This is a genomic window from Streptococcus sp. cx1 (genome assembly GCF_052384325.1).
GTDB lineage: Bacteria > Bacillota > Bacilli > Lactobacillales > Streptococcaceae > Streptococcus > Streptococcus salivarius_G.
In genome coordinates this window covers 277,545-298,201 of record NZ_JBQSUN010000001.1, presented here as the reverse complement: position 1 = coordinate 298,201, position 20,657 = coordinate 277,545, and the positions used below count along the sequence as shown (strand labels likewise).

Genomic DNA, 20,657 nt, shown 5'->3' with positions numbered 1-20,657 from the left:
ATTTTCTTGAAAGCTATGTTTACCTTTATTATTCTACTATTAATTCCGCTTAGCTCTATTTACAGGTGATAGTGATAATATCGAAACCAAGTCAAGACCAAATTCCTTTCTCACATCAACTAGAGACGAGACTTTACCTTGAGAAATTTCTTGATGCCCGACTAAAATTTCTTTTTTCAAATTCTCAAAAGCCACTTGATACGTTGCCTCTGGAAAATCACTAGACACATATTTGCTTTGGTTAACCATTATATTTTCCATTTTTCTAAGCGTTCTATTTTGTATATATTTATTGTAACATGAAGAAGAAATATGATTCAGATAAAAATATCAAATGACTTACCATAAAAAGTCCTGTCACCAAGGCTTTTCCTTCTACACATTTTCTAGGCCTCACAAGCAGTGATACCGCTTCAACATGTCGTGCTAGTATACTCCTATATTATAGAACGAAAGAGAATTACACACTCAACTCAAACAACTTATAAAACTCACCTCTCCTATCCATCAAGTCACCAAAAGAACCATCTTCAACAATGACGCCACCTTTCATAAAGAGAATTCTATCGTATTTTTTCAAAATGGTCTCATTCAACTTGTGGGTTACTACAAGTGCCGTCAAATCTTGAATATCCAAGATTGAATTTTCAATTTCAGTAGTTACTTGATTATCCAAAGATGAGGTAGCCTCATCCAATAATAAGATTGGTGTTTTTCGAATTAAGGCACGCGCAATACTAAGTCTTTGTTTTTGTCCGCCAGATAGATTTGAACCATTCTCTCCACATAAAGTTTGTAGACCAGATTCATTTTCTAAAACATAACTTTCTAAACCTGACTGCTGTACAGCTTGCTTTATTTCCTCATCAGTGAAGGATTGATTAAGAGTAATATTTGCTCTTAAAGTATCATCAAAGATATAAACGTCTTGTTGAACAATTGTCATTAAGTTATAAAGGCTCTCTGCTGAAATAGCTTGCAAATCTTTATTGTCAATGGAGATGTGCCCACTTGTTACATCGTAAAAACGCAGTAATAGATTGAGCAAAGTTGATTTCCCACTCCCTGACATTCCTACAATTGCAATTTTTTCCCCTTTTTGAATCTTCAAAGATAAATGATTAAAAATTTTTTCTTCAGTATTAGGGTAAGAAAAGTCTATATTTGAAAAAGAAATAACATCATCGAAATATTCTTTCGTTTCACCAGTCTGAAGTTCGGTTACATCTTTTACCTCAAATGCATCTAGTGTTGCCTGACCTTCACGGAATTTACTCATTCCCATACCAATTTCATTTAGTGGCATTACTACAAAATTGACTAGTTGAACAATAGCTGTCACACTTCCAATTGTGGTATAGCCATTAAATACGAGATACATCCCTCCACCAAAGGCTACCAAAAAAACAATCATCCCTGAAAGCTGTGAAATAACATTAGCTAAAACATCAAATTTCCTTTTTATAAAATTTATTTCATCAAATTTTTCACTTTCATGACTATAATCCTCACAGATAGCATCTTTCACATTAAAACTTTTAATAACCAGAAATCCTGATAAAATATCTTTAACCTTAGCTAAATACTTCTGATCTGCAATCATAGCACTATTTTGTAGAGAGGCTGATTTTTGTCCAATAAATCCTGATATCATCATTGGAATAATACTAGCAATGATTACTAATAAGGTCAAAAACCAATTACCTATAAACATAGCTAGGAGTGAAAAAATCATTAAGGAAAGGTTTTTTGAAATATTAAAATACTGATGCAGATAATCTTGCTCAATTTTCTTCATATTTTCGGTTAATACAGAAATAAATTTCCCTGATTTTTCTTTAGAAAAGTCTCTATAATCCCTATCTAAAATAGATTGGAACACCTTGTTTTTGTATCTTGACATGATTTGTCTAACAAGTTTATTTTTCAATCGAAGAGATATAAAGTTGAGTCCTGCATAGATGAAAATAACAGTAGCCCCTATTAGTACCGCTTGAGTTAAGGCTTCTTCATTTTGGGACATACCACTATCAATAATACCTTTAATAGAATAAGCAAAAGCAATATTAGTTAAAGGGACCAGTATATTAAATATCATGAAAGCATAAAAAGCCTTCTGATGGTTCTTTATCAATTGTTTCATCCTTAATCTACCTCATAATTCTTGACTTTTATTTAGAAAATGTGACATAAAATATTCTTCTAGATCAATATTCTCTCTCATAAGTTCCTTCATAGAGACCTGCTCAATCATTTCTCCATTTTTGATAACACCAATCTTGTCAGCTATCTGTGAAATTTCCGACAAAATATGGCTTGAGATTAATATTGTAATTCCATATTCCTTAGAAAGTGACAACAAAAGATTTCGAACTTCTTGAATTCCTACAGGATCTAAACCATTGATTGGCTCATCTAAAATCAACAATCTAGGTTTCGTTAAGAAAGCTCGAGCTAAACCAAGCCTTTGTCTCATTCCTAACGAAAACTCTTTTACTTTTTTAGTCGTATTTTTTAATCCGACCATTCTTAAGACTCTTATTACATCTGATTCAGTAATATTTTTCCCCATATACTGAGCGTGAATTACCAAAATTTCTTTTGCAGTGCAATTATCATAAAAAATTGGTGTTTCAATAATACTACCAATCTGGCTTAGAATTTCCTCTCTATGTTCTTGTAAATCTTTTCCAAAAATTTCAACACTACCTGATGAAATAGTTGATAAGGATAACATGCATTTCATTAACGTTGTTTTCCCAGCACCATTTGGTCCTAAAAAACCATAAATTTCTCCTTCAGCAATTTGAAGGTTGATACCACTCAAAATTTCTTCCTTATTAATTGTTTTAAAAAGATCTTTTATTTCAACAATATTTCCCATTTCTATTTCTCTCTTTCAATATCAGCTTTCAATGTGAGAGCTTTTTCTTCAGAAGCATAAATTCCAACTTGTACAGTCTCTTCTTTTATAGAAATTATCAAGGAATTATCACATTCCTTCAATTAAATTCAGCTATGCTACTTGATACTAATATCTTGTCTTGAAATATTATAAATTGAAAATGAAGTAATCATTAAACTTATGAAACTTGCAAATATCAAAAAGAATAAGTTATCAGCAATATTATTAGATAAACTTCCTGGACTTACATTTGAAAGTAATGCTGCTAAACCAAGTCCTGTAAGCATTGTTATAGCTGTTGAATGCTTAATCATACCTAAAACAAATGGTAGTAACCCTATTAGTACTGTTGCAAACGTTATTCCAGCTAAGTTAATTAATTGACTAGCTAGAGGGATATAACTAGATTCAGTTACAACAGCCATGAATCTAATGAATAATTGAATCACTAAATGTGCAGAAAAATGGGCAATAAATGCTATTAGAATGACTGAAATAATTTTTCCCCATAGTAACTTTATTTTAGAAATAGGGTAAGAAAACAACTGAAAAATTGTTCTTCGTTTGAATTCATCAATAATAATCGCAGATAATAAATAAGATTCGAAAATCAAAAATGCTGCTTTTGTAAATAAAGATGAAAACAATGAAGCTACAGTTGCCCAACCATCCCATTTACCAGTAATTCTAATAACATTAGAATCCTGTCCAGTGAATTCTCCTAGTTTATTGTCAGTACCTAATCCCATAATAATGATTGCTGTTATACCTAGCACTATAAATATAGTGCACAACCAGGCTAAAAATAATTTAGATTTAGAAACTTTATTTAATTCAATTTTAATAAGCGACAACATAGATTCTTTCCTCCAAAGCGTAAATAAAGAATAAACTATTCAGACTAATCTCGACAAATATTTAAAAATAAGCTTATTCTTCAGACAATGTCACTATACATACCATCGGTATGTATATACCAAAAAAACAAACATACCGTAGGTATGTATAATAGATTTTTAATAACACACTTAAAGTATGTTATTTTTTAATTATAAATTATGTAAGATAATTCATTCAATTGATAATACATAAATAGAAATGAGTATTAACAAGAATGTCGTGCGACGACTTATTTACTATTTTTTTAAGTGATCGAATAAGTTGAAAATCACCTCCATCATTTCATCAGAAATTAACTGTACCCCTAGACCTTCAAAAGTAAGTTTAATGAAATTCATTTTGCGCTTTAATTCTACTAATGAAAAAACGGAAATTTGAAAACCGATCCAAATATTTAGAGTTAAAACAATTAAATCTGCTAGCTCTTCTGGATATTCTGTTTTAATAGACCCATCTTCAACTCCTTCGTAAACTTTTTCTCTAATTTCGGGTAAAAAATCAGAAAATAGACCTAGATACTGCTCCCCTAACAAACGTGGACTTCTTAGCATGATTGAGGCAGAGTAAACGAGCCTTTGGTGTTCAAAATTAGAGAAAGAGTCCATCAAAGAATTTTGTATCTTTTCTAATCCAGTATTTCCTCTCCAATTATAATTTAAAATTTCTTGATTATTTTCGCTAATGATTGTTTGAAGTATATCATATTTAGACTCAAAATGATGATAGATAACACCTTTTGTTAATCCACCTAAGCCATCTATGATATCTTGTATTGACGTATTATCAAATCCTTTTTCTAAAAATAAATTTTTAGAAACTTCTAGTATTTTTTTTCTAGTTTCATGTGAGTTTCTATTCCTTGCCATTATAGTCCCTTTCTATCATACCGGCGGTATGTAACTTCTATTGTAGTGCACGAAACTAATAATGTCAAATATCTTATCGGAAGCTGTTTTATTAATCATTTCATTTTCAAATGCAAATATTATTTAAATTCTCCAAATCTTAATTTAAAGATTTTAAAATGATTAAAGAAGTAATGAAATAATCCACATAACTATTTCAATAAGTTCTATTTTACCTAAACTGAAAATTCAGCTACTAAAGACTAGTTCACACTATGATACTTCCCCACTATATGACAAAAAGCCCTGTCACCAAGGGGCACTGCACCCCAATAATGGGACAAGAGAAAAACCTCTTATGCGACTAGTTTTCTGTACTCTACAGGAGACTGGTCATTTAATTTCTGTTGAATTCTAGTTTCATTATAAAATATGATGTAATTTTTAACAATATCTGTTATACTATCTTTAGTTAGGTTTCTCCACTTATGGAGATAGAAGGGTTTCAGACTTGAGAACAGAATGGAACCATTCGATACAGGCATTATCTGCTGGTGTTCCTTTTCGGGACATGGAGCGGGTGATGCCTTTTTCTGTACAAGCCTGATAGTAGGCTTTTGAGGTGTAGACAGAGCCCTGGTCGCTGTGTAAAAGTGCTCCTTGAGGTAGCTCAAGTTGATTAAGTGTGTCGAGCACGAAGTCCGTATCTTGGCACTCGGAGATGGTATAAGCTACAATTTCACGATTATAGAGATCCATGATCGAAGATAGATAAAGTCTACAGTTTTCAAAATAGAGGTAGGTGATGTCTGTGACAAGTTTCTCCATAGGCTTGTCTGCCTGGAAATCACGATCCAGCTTATTGTCTGTTACATGGTAAGGCTTCCCTAATTTAGGTCCCTTCTTGGGACGAACACGGCAAAGGCAGCCCTTTTCCTTCATGATGCGATAGACTTTCTTGCGATTAACGACGAGCTTATACACTTTTTTGAGCAAGCGAGTAATAGTTCGATAGCCGTAAATAAAGTGATTTTTCATACAGAGTTGTTCGATTTTATCTGCTATTTCATCTCTTTTCTGAGAATTCTTACACTCCTGTTTCCAGCGGTAAAAGGTTGAGCGTTTGACGCCGAAACATTCTAAAATAATCGATACAGGGAACGTTTTCTTATACTCTTCCACTAGCTTGATAAGACTTACTTTGTCGATTCTCTTACCAAGCTCTGATACTTTTTTAGTAATTCTACCTGCAAACGTAACTGTTCTACTTTGGATAACTGTTTCATCCCTTTACCATAAGTATATTGTTTCCCCACAGGTTGGTGGAAACGGTACAATTCATCATTCTGATACCATTGCCACCAAGTCTTGACCTGACTAACATTTTTGATGCCGAGGGTGTCCATGATAACTTTATTTGATTTACCTGCCTTCTTCATTTCGATACAGGCTAGCTTAGTTTCTACTGAATATGCTTTTTTGACCATAACAAAACACTCCTGTTTCTAGTTTACCAGATTTCAACAGGAGTGTTTTCTTTTGTCTCATTTTATGGGTGCAGTGCCCAATTTTCTTCAGTCTTTTTCTTTTACTAGAAAAAGAGAAAAACTCTTAAGAATAGCGCTAAAACAGCATTCCTAAGAGTTTTCGCTAAGTGGTACCCAACCGACAAAATGACAATTTTTCTATTCCTAGTAGGGTTTGTCTACGTTCTGAGACGATAGTTTTTCTATCGCCTTTGGTTACCATTTTGATGAAATTTTTTAAATCATAAGAATAGAATCTGTTAAGCCACTTTTTGAGCAATCATCACACCAATCGGTGCAAGACCTCCATGTGCCAATTTCATTTCAACTACTGAAAATCCATATTCTTTAATAAAATCTTCAAATTCCTTTTTATCCCATTCTTGATACATCTTAAATCCTAAAATAGACATCAAACTTTTTATCATTTTTCTTTGTTTTCCCTCTTTCCATAGAAAAGTGGGGGCGAACAAAGTCCCATTAGGTTTTAACACCCTATATATTTCTTTCATCGCCTCATCCGGTTTAGGCATAATATGAAGTGCATTAGCAATTAACACACAATCAAATTTTTCATGCGAATAGGATAATGCTACTGCATCGGCTGTTTCAAATGTAAGATTTTCGTATTCCCCACGCTTTTTAGCTTCCTTAATCATTTGTTCGGAAAAATCTGTGCCAATCCAACTTTTCGTATGCTTTGAAAGATTAAACGATAATTGTCCTAAGCCACAAGCAAGTTCAAGCACCTCCATGTCTTTATTCAAATGAGGACGAATGTATTCGCAAACTTTATCATATACTCCTTTGTCTTTTTTCATGAAAGGAGCATATAGCTTAGCAAATTTATCCCAAAATTTTTTATTGCTTTTATCAATCATTTCAACGCTCCTTTAAATATAAAAATGATCCTATCAATCTTTATATTGAGCCTATTTTCTCATTGATACCTTGCAAGAAAGGAATAATAGCTGTTCCTATACCAAGTAGGAATGTCATAAATGCAGAAAGTCATATGCTGTCATTCTTTTCTATTCAATCATTTTGAAGTGTCTCAAGGCATCCATGATAGCTTCTTCTTTTTCAGGTGTACACTGTGGAATAATTTGTTTCTCCTTTTTAGACTTGTTGTAATGTTCTCGTAATTCTATTCCACATTTCCTTTTTATCTGTGCAATATATAATGTCGGAACTTATAATTCAAATTTATTCCAAACATATTCTTTGATTTGAGCATATGTTGCCTTACTTTCAGCACTGGTCAAATCAAGCTCATCCAGCTCAATTTCAACGTCTATATGCTTATCGACATCGAGTTTGGACAAAAGTGATACTGCCTCAACATGATGCGTCTGTGGGAGTTCAAAGCTCCAGTGGAGCTTTGAAGCATCTCGCCTTGAAATGTAAAAGCGAGATGTTTAACTGCGTTTTACCAATAAACTCACACACTCTACATGATGCGTTTGCGGAAAAAGATCCACCGGCTGTACTTTTTTCAATTCATAGCCCAATTCTTGATAGCGTTTGATATCACGCGCCATGGTTGCTGGGTTACATGAGACGTAGGTAATCTTCTCAGGTTGCATGGCGACGCTGGCTTTGATGAAGCTTTCAGTCAAGCCCTTACGTGGTGGGTCCACAATGATAACATCTGGTTTGATGCCATCCTTGCTCCACTTGGCCATGGCATTTTCAGCTGAGTCAGCCACATAGTGGGCATTTGTAATGCCGTTGCGTTCTGCATTTTTCTTGGCATCTTCGACGGCTGTTTCGATGACTTCAACGCCGTAGACTTCCTTGACCTGTTTTGCAAATGACAAACCGATTGTCCCGATTCCTGAATAGGCATCAATAACAATGCTGTTGCTGTTTAAATCTGAGAAGTCAATAGCTGTTTGATAGAGTTTTTCAGCCATCTCGGTGTTAACCTGATAGAAAGATTGGGCAGAGATCTCATAGTCATTGCCCAACATACTGTCTGTGATGGTGTCTTGGCCATAAAGGGTGCGGAACTCCTTACCAAAGATGGCGTTAGTGTTCTTATCGTTGATGTTTTGAATGATTGAAACGACACTTGGGAAGGCTTCCGTAATCTTAGCAATGATTTGGTCAATACGGAAAACTTTTGGTCTGGTCGTTACAAAAACCAACATCATCTGACCTGAATAATGACCACGACGAACTACCAAATGACGAATCAAACCTGTCTGCTCCTTCTCATCATAAGGTTTGAGGTCATAGCGACGGAGAAGGTCACGGACAAAGACAATGAGTTTATCAATTTCCTTGTCTTGGATGAGGAAATCTTCAATTGGAATCAAGTCGTGCGAATTCTTGCGGTAGAAACCTGTTTCAAGCTGACCTTTTACACGACGAACGGGCACCTGCGCCTTATTACGGTAGGCATAAGGTGTTTCCATACCTAGTGTTTCAGCGACTTCTACGTCCGAGATGCCGGCTGTTTTATAGAGGTTATCGACGACTTGTTTACGCTTGAACTTAAGTTGCTCCTCGTAAGTCATGTGCCCAAAATCAGCAATTCCTGAACGGAGATAGGTTGCATCAATGTCCTGATTACGGTTTGGTGAAAGGGTCACATACTCCTCAACCTTACCAAAGCCGATATTTTTCTTGAGCTTAAGCACTCGCATCTTGATGACTTCGCCTGGGAGGGCATTATCCACGAAAAAGACAAAACCGTCCACCTTGGCAACGCCTGCTCCTTCATGTGTCAAATCGACAATTTCAACTTCTACAATAGCGTTTTTATTTAACATAATTCAACTTTCTTTACTCTTATAGGGCTTAAGCATATCTTCCAAAGCCGTTTACTACCCTCCATTATAGCACATATAAATCAAATTTATGGCTGGCCATAAATAATATAGATTTTTCAGAAAAGTCATACAGTGCTATCATAGGTCCATGACAAAAAATTAAACGACTCAGCCGCTTGGCTAGATGTCGTTTCTATCTAAAGGAGAATAATCATGCCAGATATTACCATTCATACAATCGAAACTGCACCAGAAGAAGTCAAAGACGTCCTTCAAACAGTCAAAGATGCCAATGGAGGATACATTCCAAACTTGATTGGTCTCCTTGCTAATGCGCCAACTGCGCTTGAAACTTACCGTACTGTCGGTGAAATCAACCGTCGCAATTCATTGACACCAACTGAACGTGAGGTTGTTCAAATTACAGCTGCTGTTACTAATGGTTGTGCCTTCTGTGTGGCAGGTCATACAGCCTTTTCAATCAAGCAAATCCAAATGACACCTCAACTTTTGGAAGCCCTTCGTAACCGTACACCAATCGAAGATGATCCAAAACTTGATACCCTTGCTAAATTCACTATTGCCGTGATTAATACCAAAGGTGCTGTTGGTGACGAAGCCTACAACGACTTCTTGGAAGCTGGCTACACTGCACAAAATGCCCTTGACGTTATCTTGGGTGTCAGCCTTGCAAGCTTGTGTAACTACGCTAACAATCTCGCACAAACACCAATTAACCCTGAACTTCAAGAATTCGCTTAATGCAAAGATAAACTGATAAAGATAAACTAGAGGAGGACCTAAGCCTATGTCACATTTTTCAAAAGAATTCCTTACTTGGTTGGACACCAACGCTGACCATATTGACCAAGAGTCTGGACCAATTGCGGACCAACTTCTTGAAAAAATCGCTGAAAACGACGTCTTTAAGATCGGCGTACCTGCTGAGTTTGATGGCCTAGGTGGTGGTCCTACTCAAGTTGTTGATGTGCTTAATGAATTGGCACAACATTCTTTGACGGCTTCCTTTATTTCTTGGGGACACCGTACTTTCATCGAGTATATCCTAGCTAGCGACAATGCTTACCCTCGTGAAACATGGTTGAAAGAATTGTATACTGGTGAGCGTGCTGGTGGAACTGGCTTGTCTAATGCAGTCAAATTCTTGTCTGATATTGAAGAATTGAATGTTACTATCAGCCAAGAAGGTGATGACTACTATCTCGATGGTCGTTTGCCTTGGGTGACTAACCTTCGTTCTGATAAATTCGCTGCTCTCTTTGCTGCTGACTTTAAAGACGGTAGCCAACCTTGGATTATCACCATTCCATCTGAAGCTGAGGGCCTCAGCCGTTCTGAAGATTTGGAATTTGTTTCCCTTCAAGGTGCTAACACTGCCTCTCTTACTTTTGATCACGTTAAGTTAGATCCTAATTGGGTCCTTTCAAAAGAGGGTACAGACTATATTGCCAAAACACGTCCGAACTTCCTTGGCTTCCAGTTTGGTCTCGCCTTTGGTTTGGCACAACGTTCTCTTGATGAGGTTGAAGCTAGTCTAAACAGTAACCGTAGCGTTCTTCGTGAGGAATTTGAAGCAACACGTAGAAATCTTCTTGCTATTCAAGACCAACTCTTTGCGGGTCTTAATGATGCTAATTATTTCATTGAAAAACCACGTGAACTTTTCCAATTGCGTATCGATATTGTCGACGTCGTAGCCAACAGCCTACTCCTAGAACTTCAGGCTAGTGGTGGTCGTGGCTATTTGAAAGAATCAGAGTCAAGCTTTATCCGTCGTTGGAATGAAGGCGTCTTCCTTCCAATTGTATCTCCGAGTGCGGTACAGCTTCGTCACATTCTTGCAGCTAGCTAGAAAGGCCGGTAGACCAATGAAGGTATTTTTTAAGAAAATTCCCTTGGCCCTATCTAGTCTGGTTCTTGCCCTCTTTAGTTTATCCAATCAAATAAGCCACTATACCCTGATTGCTCAGGGTATTTGGTGTTTAGCCAGTATAGGTTTTATACTTATACTGGGACGCTTGATTCTTGGCTTTGAACAAGTAAGGGAAGATTTGCACAATCCAGTCATTGCTTCGGCCTTTGCTAGCTACTTTATGGCTGCCTTTCTCTTTGCCAGCCGCCTTCCACTAGCTCAAATAGGTTTAAGTGTGACTTGGGTTGGGATCCTTGGACTTTATATTACCTATATTATTTTTTTCAGTCTGCGTTTTATGCGCCCACTATCTTTGAACCAAGTCTTTCCAAGCTGGTTCGTGATCTACGTTGGACCTGCTATCAGTCTTGTGACAGTACCAGCTAGTGTTCCAACTAGCATCAAGGGACTTATTCTGGGAGTAACGGCATTAGCGACTCTAGCCCTCTTTCCACTTGTTTTGTGGAGAATGAGACAGATAGTCATCCCTCACCTCTATCGACCTATACTTGCTATTTTAGCAGCACCTCTGGCCCTTCTCATCACCAGCTCAATCAAGAGTAATCAAAGACCCGCAACTATTATTTTACTTGCCCTACTTCTATTCTCACAAGCATTCTTTTTCTACGCTCTTAATCTCTTTGTAAAACTGGTTAGAAAAGGCTTTATGCCACTTTTTGCAGCTTTTAGCTTTCCCTTGGTCAATAGTGTCAATGCTTTTAAGGCAGCTACCACCAGTCTGGGTTTAGTCAATCCAGCTACCCAATTGATTTATAAGGTAGAGTTCGTCATTATTCTTCTTATCATGACCTATTTGCTCTATCATTTTCTAAAACTCTTATACATGGCGCTTATACAAGCTCTTCATACCAAAAAAGAAGCAGGTTCAGTGTGAATCTGCTTCTTTTCTTATCTAAATCCTAGTTCCTTTAATTTATCCTGATAAGTGTCAAAATCAATTTCAATTCCTTGACCGCCATACAAATCATAGCTGTCAATCCAATCACCATCCGAAGGAATGGTTTGCGAATTGATACCTTTTTTGAAACTACCGGCATTTGAAAGCCCCAAGTCCAACATGTCCGTCATACTCATATTGGTTGAGGTCAGTGAGTAAACCTTCCCCAAAGCCTCAGGCCCTTTGAAAAGGCTAAGTGGATTCTTAAGCTGCTTCATGACAGCCTGCATCACTTGTTGCTGGCGCTTGGTACGGCCATAGTCACCCTCGTCATCCTTACGAAAACGGGCATAATTCAGAAGGGTGCGGCCATCCATATCTTGCTTACCAACTTTAATGGTTTGATTTGGCACGTGACCGTTCTTGTCCATCTTCAAATCATCTGGAACTTGGACCGAAGACACTTTTTTACCATCAATGGTCGCAAACTTCGCATTGATTTCTACACCATTTGGGAAGAGGGTATCAACCCCTGTCGCAAAGGTTTCAAAGTCAACCATGGCATAGTACTTGATATCAATATCAAAATTTCGTTTGAGCGTCTCCCGCATGAGCTCTGCCCCTTGATGATTATTTTGCTCACCAATATTGAAGGCCGTATTGAGTTTCAAGTCCTGAGAATAGTCGGTTTCTGAAGCCCCCTTGATATTGACCAAGGTGTCTCGCATAAAGCTAACCATCTTAACCTTACCTTCTTTATTGCCCACATTGACCACCATAATGGAGTCTGTTCTGGCATCGGTAGATTCTTGGCTAACGCGTTGGTCAGAACCTAGAATAAGGATATTGACCCCATCCTTGGTATCCTTGCCATTAAAGGTCTCAACTATGGCAGGCTGGTAGGATTTACCATTATTACCCGCAGCAGAAAGGTCTGTTCCCTTGTAAAATTGATAAGCCATGGCTATCACTAGGAACACAACTCCAAGGCTTAAGCAACTAAGTACTAGCTTGACAACTTTCTTGAGCCTTCTCTTTTTCTTTGGCCGCTTCTTCTGGGCTACTTGCGACTTGGACTTTGGAGCCGACGTTGTTGAAGGGGCTGCTTGTCTTTGAACCTTTTTTCGTTTAGGTTTACTTTGAGCAACTTCCTCTCGATAGATGGGAAGCCCTTCCTCTGTCAGCTGATTGGCAGCCTCATAATCACGCTCTTGATAGTAGTCATAACGATTGTCATAAGGCTGGCGCCATGCTGCTTGATAGTCCTCTCTTTGCGCTTGATACCTCCGCTCAGCTTCATAGGCATCTAACTTTCCTTGTAGATAATTGAATTCTGAAGCCTGCTGTCCATTCAGGTGAGCAAGATTTTTTAAAAGATAGCTGTAACGTAACCGTTCATGATGCGTAAACGGCCCATTGTTAGATTTGGTCATAAGATTTCCCTTTAAATTTCATAGACTTGGTAAGCACCCAAGATTTTATATCCAATTCCAACTGCAGTTAGCTCTTCAAGAGCGAACTGAGCCAACTTTTCCTTTGTATAATCACAATCAATAATGAAGAAATACTCGCCAAGCACCGTCTTCAACGGACGGCTTTCAATCTTGGTCAAGTCAATGCCTCGCCAGGCAAAGGTCGATAGGGCCTTGTAAAGTGCCCCTGGCATATTATCAGGCAGGGTCAAGGCCAGCGTTAATTTACAATCAATCTGATTGAGCGGAATCTCAGGAACAGTGTTTCCTAGCACCCAAAAGCGGGTATAATTCTTTTCAATCTCTTGGATATCCTTAGCCAATATTTGAAGACTGTATTCCTTAGCCGCTGCATGCGGAGCGATTGCCGCATAAGGCTGATCTGGATTATCAGCGACAAAACGAGCCGCAAAGGCTGTACTTGCTGTTGTCTCAATCTTGGCATGTGGAAAATGCTGTTTAATATACTTTTTCCCTTGAGCAATGGCCTGTGGGTGTGAGAAGATTTTCTCAATCTTCTCATGATGTTTAGTCGCCATCAACTGCTGCTTGATGGGCTGAACAATCTCTGCCACAGCACGAATATCGGCCTGATGGAAGAGATAGTCTAAACTCTCATGGACAGAGCCCTCAATGGAATTTTCCACCGGAATGACTGCATAATCCACACGTCCCTCTTCATAAGACTTGATAACCTCGGTAATGGTACCTAATGAAACCAATTCTGCCTCAGGAAAAGCCTTTAAGGCTGCATTATGTGTAAACGACCCACTTGGGCCCAAATAACCTACATACATTTGATAAACCTTGCTACTTCTTCTGGCGTTCGGTTATCAACTGTGACAACCAAATCTGCTAAATCTTGATAGAGTGCCATTCGACCGTCATAAATAGCCTTAAAATCCTCTTTTGAATGATTGAGAAAGAGTGGGCGTTGATTCTCGGTATCCTTCTTAATGCGATCATAGACCACATCAAAAGAAGCATGGAGCCAAACGTTATGCTTACGATTCTTGGCCAAGAGCTGACGATTACGCTCCGTTACAACGACACCACCTCCAGTAGAGATGATGACATCATCTCCCTCTTGGAGAAGTTCTTCCAAAGTCTCAGACTCAATCTGACGAAAGGCTGCCTCACCTTCTTTTGCAAAAAAATCAGCAATGGACATGCCGATTTTCTCCTCGATGACCTGATCCATATCCACGAAACGACCATCCAGGTATGGGGCGACGGAACTCTTACCAACTCCCATAAAGCCCAATAAAACTTTAGCCATTGAGCAATCCTTCCAAGTCACTAAAGAAGCTTGGATAACTTGTATTGATAGCTTCTGCACGTTGCAAGTCAACCTCACCATCTTGAACCAAGAGGGCAGCAATAGCTGTCATCATACCAATACGATGGTCACCAAAGGTATTGACCTCTGCTCCATGAAGAGCGGTCTTACCAGTGATAATCATACCATCCTCTGTTGGAACAATATCAGCCCCCATAGCATTCAAGGCATCTGCCACCACCTGAATACGGTCGGTCTCTTTGACCTTGAGTTCTTCAGCATCACGAATCACTGTCTTACCTTGGGCTTGTGTCGCCAAGAGTGTGATAATCGGAAGTTCATCAATCAAACGTGGAATGATATCGCCACCAATTTCAGTTCCTTTAAGTTCTGAAGTTTCAACCGTAATGGTCGCAGATTTGGCAACTTGGTCAATATCTGAAAGGGTAATTTTACCACCCATATCTTTGATCACATCAATGATACCCGTACGCGTCTCATTGATGCCGACATTTTCCAAGACAATCTTAGAGTTAGGCACCACGAGTCCCGCTACCAACCAAAAGGCCGCTGAAGAAATATCACCTGGAACCACGACTTCTTGAGCAGTAAAGCTTTGGCCACCAGAAATACGAATTTCCTTACCATCTACTTGAAGCTGACCACCAAACTGCTGAATCATATCTTCCGTATGATTACGTGTTTTTTCCTTTTCAATGATGACAGATTCGCCATCAGCTTGAAGCGCTGCAAAAATAAGAGCAGATTTTACCTGAGCAGAGGCCACAGGCAATTGGTAATGAATAGGTTTAAGGGACTTGCTACCGTGCATTTTCAATGGTGGCAAATCACGGTCTGTTTGACCAGAAACCTCTACACCCATCTGACGCAATGGAATGGTCACACGGTCCATTGGACGTTTTGAAAGGGAATCATCTCCAAACATCTCTACATCGAAATCTTGACCTGCAAGCACACCTGAAATCAAGCGAATAGATGTCCCAGAGTTACCCATATCCAATTTGTTTTGAGGAGCCTTGAGACCATCAAAACCAACACCGTGAATGCGTACCACATCACCATCATCCTCGATAGTCACACCCAAATCACGGAAGACCTGCATAGTTGAGAGGACATCCTCACCTCGTAAAATATCACGAACAGTTGTCACACCTTTGGCAAGACTTCCGAACATGATAGAACGGTGACTGATTGACTTGTCACCAGGGATGCGCAAGCTGCCATGAAGACCTTGAGCCTTGGTTTCTAGTTTCATAGGTTACTCCTAAAAATTTTATAGTTATTCCCATTATACCATATTTGAAAGCCTAACCATAGACTGAATTGTCAAAATATTCACTCGCTTGTATTGCCATACTTTTCTTTCAAGAAGGCAACCGCCTCTTGAACACGGTTCCGAATCAAGTTAGCAGACTCCTGCAAAAGATTTTTTTCCTCAGCCGACAAAGACAAGCGAACTAGAGCAGCCACCCCATGACGCCCTAGGATGACTGGATAGCCAAGATAGGTTTGATAGGCTTCTTGATAGCTTGATACTGCCACTTCTTCTTGAGCATCCGAAAGGATAATAGACACCAAACGAAGAGCCGCACTGGCAATGCCGTAAGACGTATAGCCCTTACCATAAAAGACTTTGTGGCCACCCTTCATGGATGCCATAAACAAATTTTGTCGCTCTTCTTCACTGGTCAATTCTGTAATGTCTTGCCCTTTAACCTTGACTTGACTCCAAGCTGTAAATTGGGAATTCCCATGTTCGCCAAGATTGTAGCCAGATACTGATTTAGGATTTACTGACAAATCATCTCCTACCGCTGCCTTCATTCTCGCCGTATCGAGTAGAGTCCCTGTCCCAATCACACGTTCTCTTGGCCAGCCTGTGAATTCCTGATAGAGGGCTGATACGGCATCTACAGGATTCGAGATAACCAAAAGTATGCCTTTAAAATCCAATTTTTTAAGTTCCTGAGAAACCTGATAAACGGCTTCTCGAGTAAATGGAAATTCAGCAAAGCGATCCTCACCAGCATTATGCTGTAACTGAATATTTCCAAGAGATGAAATAATCACATCAGCATCTTCAAGTGCTGCATAATCATTGACAACAATGTTTGCATAGCTAGGTAGATTTGCCATAGCATCCTTAAAGTCCTGGGCATCTGCCTCGGCCTTCTTCTCATTGATATCTATAAAGACATAGCTATCAGCCAAGCCTTGGGCAATTGCTCCATGAGCAACCGCAGCTCCAACATTTCCCATACCAATAATTCCAATCTTACGACTCATCATTTTCCTCCTTAATATTTCTAGCTTCTTCCTTAGACAATCTCTTTTGAATGCAGAAAAGGGCCTGTCAATTGACACACCCTCTCTGATCAACTATTCAATTCTTGCAAAGGTTTGAAGATGATACGTTCAATATCATTCAAATAAACAGACAAACCTTGTTGTGCAGCCAAGTATTCTTTCAAAAGTGCATTAGCTTCTACCTTTTGACCCAATTCTTGAACAGCTGCTTGTTCTTCTGCTGTTGGCATTGTACCAGCTTGCATTTTAGCATAGAAATCCTCTTGGAAATCAGTAAACTCTTTGAAAAGAGCGCTAGCTTCAGCATCAGCTGCAATCGCTTCTTTTTTCTCTACCAAAGTTTTGTACTCAGGAAGGGCACGAATGCCACGTTCCAACTCATTTGCTAAATCATAAATATTTGTCATTTTATTCTCCTAGGCGATCACCACATGATAATCCGTATTGGCTTCAATAACAGTCTTAGCATGTGTGCGATCTTTTTCATTTTTAAAAGTAATTTGGAGGATACCGTGAATATCCTCACGATTTTCCTCATTAATACGAAGGTTAACCAAAGACGTTCCTCGTAACAATTCCATAATGCTAAGGATAACGTCTTCTCGGTCAGGCACATCCACGAAAATATCGAAGGCACTTTCCACGCCACCTTTTTTGTGGATCTCCATCTCTTTACGTTTCTTACGACCGTTGTCAAAGAACTCCCAAATGGCATTCTCATCTTCAGCCTTAATCAAGTCGGCCACATGGTCCAAACGTTTTTTGAAATCTTCAATACGATCCAAAACAGCTGGCCCATTGGTCATGAGAATGGAAGCCCACATGCCAGGTTCACTTTCTGCAATACGGGTCATATCTCGGAAACCCCCAGCCGCAAAGTGATTGGTCATCTCGTGAGCCTGAGCATAATCAGCTGCCTGCTCCATAAGTCCAGAAGCCAAAAGATGTGGAAAATGACTGATTTGACTGGTTACACGGTCATGTTCAGCCGCATCAAGCTCCACAAATCGTGACTTAAGCCCTGACAAGATGTCCTTAAGTTCAGGGATAGTTGTCTCTCTTGTTAGACTCGTCGGTGTGAAAATATAATAAGCATTTTCGAAAAGTGTCACGTCAGCTGCAATAGCCCCTGATTTATGAGAACCAGCCATAGGGTGGGAACCAACAAACTGAACATTTTTACCTGCTAGGTAATGCTCAGCTGCCTCAACGATTTCACGTTTAGTAGAGCCAGCGTCTGTAATGATGACATTATCTTTGAGGTCCAAGTCAACCAATTCCTGCAAGTAGGCTATCGTCTGCTTGATAGGTACAGCCAAGATAATCACATCAGCAAGTGGAGCAAACTCCTTGAAATCACTCGTTGCACGGTCAACGATACCACGCTCAAGTGCAATATTTCGAGAATAGTCAGAGCGATTATATCCAAGAATCTCATAATCAGGGTGGTCCCTTTTAATCCCTAAGGCCAAGGAGCCACCAATCAAGCCCAATCCTGCGATATAAATTGTTTTCTTACTCATTACTACTCCCATCTATTGTCTGATGCTGCTTAAAAGTTTTTCACGTAGTCACGATGACGTGCTACCGCTTCTTTCAATTCTTCCATGTTATCGGAAGAGAATTTGTCCAAGATTTCATTGGCTACGACTGTAGCGACTACGGATTCCATAACGACACCCGCTGCAGGCAAGGCCGTTGGATCTGAACGCTCGACTGTTGCCTTGTATGGTTCATGTGTTTCGATATCTACTGACATCAATGGCTTGTATAGGGTTGGAATAGGTTTCATAACCCCACGGACCACAATCGGTTGCCCGTTGGTCATACCACCTTCAAAACCACCAAGGTTGTTAGTGCGACGCGTATAGCCGTCCTCTTCATTCCAGAGAATCTCGTCCATCACTTGAGAGCCCTTGAGGTAGCCATCCTTAAAACCAAGACCAAATTCTACACCCTTGAAGGCATTGATGGAAACCACTGCTTGAGCAATCTTAGCATCAAGTTTGGTATCCCATTGGACATAAGAACCAAGGCCAACAGGGACGCCGCCAACAACAGTTTCAACGACACCACCGATTGTGTCTCCCTCTTTTTTAATTTGGTCAATGTAATCTTTAATTTCTTGTTCACGTTCTTGGTTAACAACTGAAATCTCTGATTGTTGAGCCAATTCCTTGATTTGAGCTACTGTCAAATTCTCAGGCACATCAATTTCCTTACCACCAAAGACAACAACATGGTTAGCAATTTCAATATCAAGCTCAGCCAAGATACGTTTAGCGACAGCACCTACTGCCACACGCATAGTTGTCTCACGCGCACTAGAACGTTCCAAAGAGTTACGCAAATCATCGAAACGGTATTTCATTCCACCAACTAAGTCAGCATGGCCTGGACGTGGGTGAGTGATTTTACGTTTGGTTTTCAAACGGTCCTCAATATCTTCCACAGCCATGATGTCCAACCATTTTTGATGGTCCTTATTGATAACATGAAGGGTGATTGGAGCTCCTGTTGTTTTCCCATGACGAACACCAGAAGTGATTTCAACCTTATCAGACTCAATTTTCATACGGCCACCACGACCATAGCCACCTTGACGACGTTTCAAATCGCCATTGATATCTTCAGCCGTCAAGGGAAGACCTGCTGGAACACCTTCGATAATTGCTGTTAAACGTGGGCCGTGAGACTCACCTGCTGTTAAATATCTCATTTATTTCTCCAAGTACTCTTTCATTTCAACTAAAGGAATTTGATTGATAGCTGCCTTACCAATCTCTGGAACGATAACTGTCTTAATGCTATTACCACGGGCTTTTTTGTCATGTGTGAGAGCTGTATAAAGCTCCTCAACACGCCATGGCTCATAGTCTACTGGCAAGCCAAACTTAACACACATCTCAGCAATTTGACGTGTGATTCCCTTAGGCATCAGACCTTTTTCCTCAGCAACACGTGAAATCTGAACCATTCCGATAGCCACCGCTTCACCGTGCATGACTTTACCGTAACCAGCTGTTTGTTCAACGGCATGCCCAATCGTATGACCAAAGTTTAGGTACATACGGACACCACCTTCAAACTCATCTTCAACCACAATTTTACGCTTCACATTACATGAACGGTAAATAATGGTTTCTGAGTTTTCTAGGATACTGTGAACCGAACCATCAATGCTTTCAAGGAGGTGCCAAAGTTCAGGATCGTCAATCAAACCGTATTTGACAACCTCACCCATACCTTCGATCAATTCACGTTTACCAAGTGACTCAAGGACATTAGGGTCAATCAAAACCCCATCAGGCTGAGCAAAAGTTCCCACGATATTTTTAGCAAATGGTGTGTTCACACCCGTCTTACCACCAATAGATGAATCCACTTGGGCAGTGAGACTAGTTGGAACCTGAACGAAGTGAATGCCACGCATATAAGTTGAAGCAACAAAGCCTGCCAAGTCACCAACAACACCGCCACCAAGAGCAAGAATACCATCACTACGAGTCATGCCATTCTTAATCAAAAACTCATAAGCCTTGTTAACAGTTTTTAGATTTTTACTCGCTTCACCTTCTAGAAAATCAAAAACGACAACCTCAAAACCTTCGTGCTCCAAGCTAAGCTTAACTCTTTCAGCGTATAAGCCACCCACATGGTTGTCTGTAATAAGGGCAATCTTTTGTGGTTCCCAAAGTGACTTCACCCATTGACCGACAGTCTTAAGGGCTCCTTTTTCAATAATAATGTCATAAGGGTTATGTGTTAAATTTACCTCTAGTTTCATAGTCGTC

At 39.3% G+C, this 20,657-nt stretch carries 18 protein-coding genes and 3 pseudogenes; 3 read left to right on the top strand and 18 right to left on the bottom strand.

Annotated elements, in window-relative coordinates; all coding sequences use genetic code 11:
• Positions 1-39: 39 nt before the first annotated feature.
• From ACT170_RS01430 to rlmD, 9 genes and pseudogenes are all read right to left on the bottom strand, one after another.
• A pseudogene (locus ACT170_RS01430) lies at positions 40-285 on the bottom strand (hypothetical protein); the annotation flags it as partial.
• Between the two features lie 175 nt (positions 286-460).
• On the bottom strand, positions 461-2,143 hold the full coding sequence (locus ACT170_RS01425; RefSeq protein WP_300847847.1) for an ABC transporter ATP-binding protein: 1,683 nt from the start codon (positions 2,141-2,143) through the stop codon (positions 461-463).
• 12 nt (positions 2,144-2,155) lie between these two features.
• Positions 2,156-2,884, bottom strand: coding sequence for an ABC transporter ATP-binding protein (locus ACT170_RS01420; RefSeq protein WP_024783517.1), 729 nt, complete (start codon positions 2,882-2,884; stop codon positions 2,156-2,158).
• A 137-nt stretch (positions 2,885-3,021) separates the two neighbouring features.
• Complete coding sequence (locus ACT170_RS01415; protein WP_444817941.1) at positions 3,022-3,762, bottom strand: ABC transporter permease; 741 nt, start codon at positions 3,760-3,762, stop codon at positions 3,022-3,024.
• Between the two features lie 279 nt (positions 3,763-4,041).
• Positions 4,042-4,671 (bottom strand): TetR/AcrR family transcriptional regulator, encoded by a 630-nt coding sequence (locus tag ACT170_RS01410; RefSeq protein WP_002890498.1) that lies wholly within the window; start codon positions 4,669-4,671, stop codon positions 4,042-4,044.
• Positions 4,672-5,006: 335 nt separating this feature from the next.
• Positions 5,007-6,137, bottom strand: a pseudogene (locus ACT170_RS01405) (IS3 family transposase).
• 299 nt (positions 6,138-6,436) lie between these two features.
• The gene (locus ACT170_RS01400; protein ID WP_444817940.1) at positions 6,437-7,057 is read right to left on the bottom strand and encodes a class I SAM-dependent methyltransferase; all 621 of its coding nucleotides are present in this window, start codon (positions 7,055-7,057) and stop codon (positions 6,437-6,439) included.
• Positions 7,058-7,207: 150 nt separating this feature from the next.
• Positions 7,208-7,528: pseudogene (locus tag ACT170_RS01395) on the bottom strand (23S rRNA (uracil(1939)-C(5))-methyltransferase RlmD); the annotation flags it as partial.
• Between the two features lie 66 nt (positions 7,529-7,594).
• Positions 7,595-8,953: a 23S rRNA (uracil(1939)-C(5))-methyltransferase RlmD gene (gene rlmD, locus ACT170_RS01390; protein ID WP_444817939.1), complete on the bottom strand. Its 1,359-nt coding sequence runs from the start codon at positions 8,951-8,953 to the stop codon at positions 7,595-7,597.
• A gap of 213 nt (positions 8,954-9,166) precedes the next feature.
• On the opposite strand from rlmD, the gene ACT170_RS01385 reads away from it, so the two are divergent.
• The 3 genes from ACT170_RS01385 to ACT170_RS01375 are packed head-to-tail and all read left to right on the top strand — an operon-like array spanning position 9,167 to position 11,781.
• Positions 9,167-9,715: a carboxymuconolactone decarboxylase family protein gene (locus ACT170_RS01385; protein ID WP_002885920.1), complete on the top strand. Its 549-nt coding sequence runs from the start codon at positions 9,167-9,169 to the stop codon at positions 9,713-9,715.
• Between the two features lie 46 nt (positions 9,716-9,761).
• Complete coding sequence (locus ACT170_RS01380; RefSeq protein ID WP_444817938.1) at positions 9,762-10,826, top strand: acyl-CoA dehydrogenase family protein; 1,065 nt, start codon at positions 9,762-9,764, stop codon at positions 10,824-10,826.
• Between the two features lie 16 nt (positions 10,827-10,842).
• A complete protein-coding gene (locus ACT170_RS01375) occupies positions 10,843-11,781 on the top strand; it encodes an ethanolamine utilization protein EutJ (RefSeq protein ID WP_444817937.1) in 939 nt (312 codons plus the stop codon).
• 14 nt (positions 11,782-11,795) lie between these two features.
• Here ACT170_RS01375 and ACT170_RS01370 read toward each other — a convergent pair whose 3' ends face one another.
• The 9 genes from ACT170_RS01370 to aroB all read right to left on the bottom strand — a co-directional run bounded on the left by ACT170_RS01370 (position 11,796) and on the right by aroB (position 20,650).
• Positions 11,796-13,217, bottom strand: a complete 1,422-nt coding sequence (locus tag ACT170_RS01370) for an LCP family protein (RefSeq protein ID WP_175063640.1) — start codon at positions 13,215-13,217, stop codon at positions 11,796-11,798.
• A gap of 11 nt (positions 13,218-13,228) precedes the next feature.
• A complete protein-coding gene (gene pheA, locus ACT170_RS01365; RefSeq protein WP_195950498.1) occupies positions 13,229-14,053 on the bottom strand; it encodes a prephenate dehydratase in 825 nt (274 codons plus the stop codon).
• On the bottom strand, positions 14,044-14,535 hold the full coding sequence (locus tag ACT170_RS01360) for a shikimate kinase (RefSeq protein ID WP_183136256.1): 492 nt from the start codon (positions 14,533-14,535) through the stop codon (positions 14,044-14,046). The genes pheA and ACT170_RS01360 overlap by 10 nt, the downstream gene beginning before the upstream one ends.
• Positions 14,528-15,811, bottom strand: coding sequence for a 3-phosphoshikimate 1-carboxyvinyltransferase (aroA, locus tag ACT170_RS01355; RefSeq protein ID WP_003093644.1), 1,284 nt, complete (start codon positions 15,809-15,811; stop codon positions 14,528-14,530). The genes ACT170_RS01360 and aroA overlap by 8 nt, the downstream gene beginning before the upstream one ends.
• An 80-nt stretch (positions 15,812-15,891) precedes the next feature.
• On the bottom strand, positions 15,892-16,842 hold the full coding sequence (locus ACT170_RS01350) for an L-lactate dehydrogenase (protein ID WP_139724024.1): 951 nt from the start codon (positions 16,840-16,842) through the stop codon (positions 15,892-15,894).
• Positions 16,843-16,931: 89 nt separating this feature from the next.
• Positions 16,932-17,270 carry a YlbF/YmcA family competence regulator gene (locus ACT170_RS01345; protein ID WP_002890462.1) on the bottom strand — a complete coding sequence of 113 codons (339 nt, stop codon included), beginning with the start codon at positions 17,268-17,270 and terminating at the stop codon, positions 16,932-16,934.
• Positions 17,271-17,279: 9 nt separating this feature from the next.
• Entirely contained in the window at positions 17,280-18,386 is a 1,107-nt protein-coding gene (locus ACT170_RS01340) for a prephenate dehydrogenase (RefSeq protein WP_444817936.1), read from the bottom strand.
• 29 nt (positions 18,387-18,415) lie between these two features.
• Entirely contained in the window at positions 18,416-19,582 is a 1,167-nt protein-coding gene (gene aroC, locus ACT170_RS01335; RefSeq protein WP_003094323.1) for a chorismate synthase, read from the bottom strand.
• On the bottom strand, positions 19,583-20,650 hold the full coding sequence (gene aroB / locus ACT170_RS01330; RefSeq protein WP_003094132.1) for a 3-dehydroquinate synthase: 1,068 nt from the start codon (positions 20,648-20,650) through the stop codon (positions 19,583-19,585).
• Positions 20,651-20,657: the final 7 nt, after the last annotated feature.

What these genes read in the sequence shown, in the direction of transcription:
- ACT170_RS01425 (WP_300847847.1), bottom strand. Translation starts at nt 2,143, where the DNA reads ATGAAACAATTGATAAAGAACCATCAGAAGGCTTTTTATGCTTTCATG.
- ACT170_RS01420 (WP_024783517.1), bottom strand. Translation starts at nt 2,884, where the DNA reads ATGGGAAATATTGTTGAAATAAAAGATCTTTTTAAAACAATTAATAAG.
- ACT170_RS01415 (WP_444817941.1), bottom strand. Translation starts at nt 3,762, where the DNA reads ATGTTGTCGCTTATTAAAATTGAATTAAATAAAGTTTCTAAATCTAAA.
- ACT170_RS01410 (WP_002890498.1), bottom strand. Translation starts at nt 4,671, where the DNA reads ATGGCAAGGAATAGAAACTCACATGAAACTAGAAAAAAAATACTAGAA.
- ACT170_RS01400 (WP_444817940.1), bottom strand. Translation starts at nt 7,057, where the DNA reads ATGATTGATAAAAGCAATAAAAAATTTTGGGATAAATTTGCTAAGCTA.
- rlmD (WP_444817939.1), bottom strand. Translation starts at nt 8,953, where the DNA reads ATGTTAAATAAAAACGCTATTGTAGAAGTTGAAATTGTCGATTTGACA.
- ACT170_RS01385 (WP_002885920.1), top strand. Translation starts at nt 9,167, where the DNA reads ATGCCAGATATTACCATTCATACAATCGAAACTGCACCAGAAGAAGTC.
- ACT170_RS01380 (WP_444817938.1), top strand. Translation starts at nt 9,762, where the DNA reads ATGTCACATTTTTCAAAAGAATTCCTTACTTGGTTGGACACCAACGCT.
- ACT170_RS01375 (WP_444817937.1), top strand. Translation starts at nt 10,843, where the DNA reads ATGAAGGTATTTTTTAAGAAAATTCCCTTGGCCCTATCTAGTCTGGTT.
- ACT170_RS01370 (WP_175063640.1), bottom strand. Translation starts at nt 13,217, where the DNA reads ATGACCAAATCTAACAATGGGCCGTTTACGCATCATGAACGGTTACGT.
- pheA (WP_195950498.1), bottom strand. Translation starts at nt 14,053, where the DNA reads ATGTATGTAGGTTATTTGGGCCCAAGTGGGTCGTTTACACATAATGCA.
- ACT170_RS01360 (WP_183136256.1), bottom strand. Translation starts at nt 14,535, where the DNA reads ATGGCTAAAGTTTTATTGGGCTTTATGGGAGTTGGTAAGAGTTCCGTC.
- aroA (WP_003093644.1), bottom strand. Translation starts at nt 15,811, where the DNA reads ATGAAACTAGAAACCAAGGCTCAAGGTCTTCATGGCAGCTTGCGCATC.
- ACT170_RS01350 (WP_139724024.1), bottom strand. Translation starts at nt 16,842, where the DNA reads ATGAGTCGTAAGATTGGAATTATTGGTATGGGAAATGTTGGAGCTGCG.
- ACT170_RS01345 (WP_002890462.1), bottom strand. Translation starts at nt 17,270, where the DNA reads ATGACAAATATTTATGATTTAGCAAATGAGTTGGAACGTGGCATTCGT.
- ACT170_RS01340 (WP_444817936.1), bottom strand. Translation starts at nt 18,386, where the DNA reads ATGAGTAAGAAAACAATTTATATCGCAGGATTGGGCTTGATTGGTGGC.
- aroC (WP_003094323.1), bottom strand. Translation starts at nt 19,582, where the DNA reads ATGAGATATTTAACAGCAGGTGAGTCTCACGGCCCACGTTTAACAGCA.
- aroB (WP_003094132.1), bottom strand. Translation starts at nt 20,650, where the DNA reads ATGAAACTAGAGGTAAATTTAACACATAACCCTTATGACATTATTATT.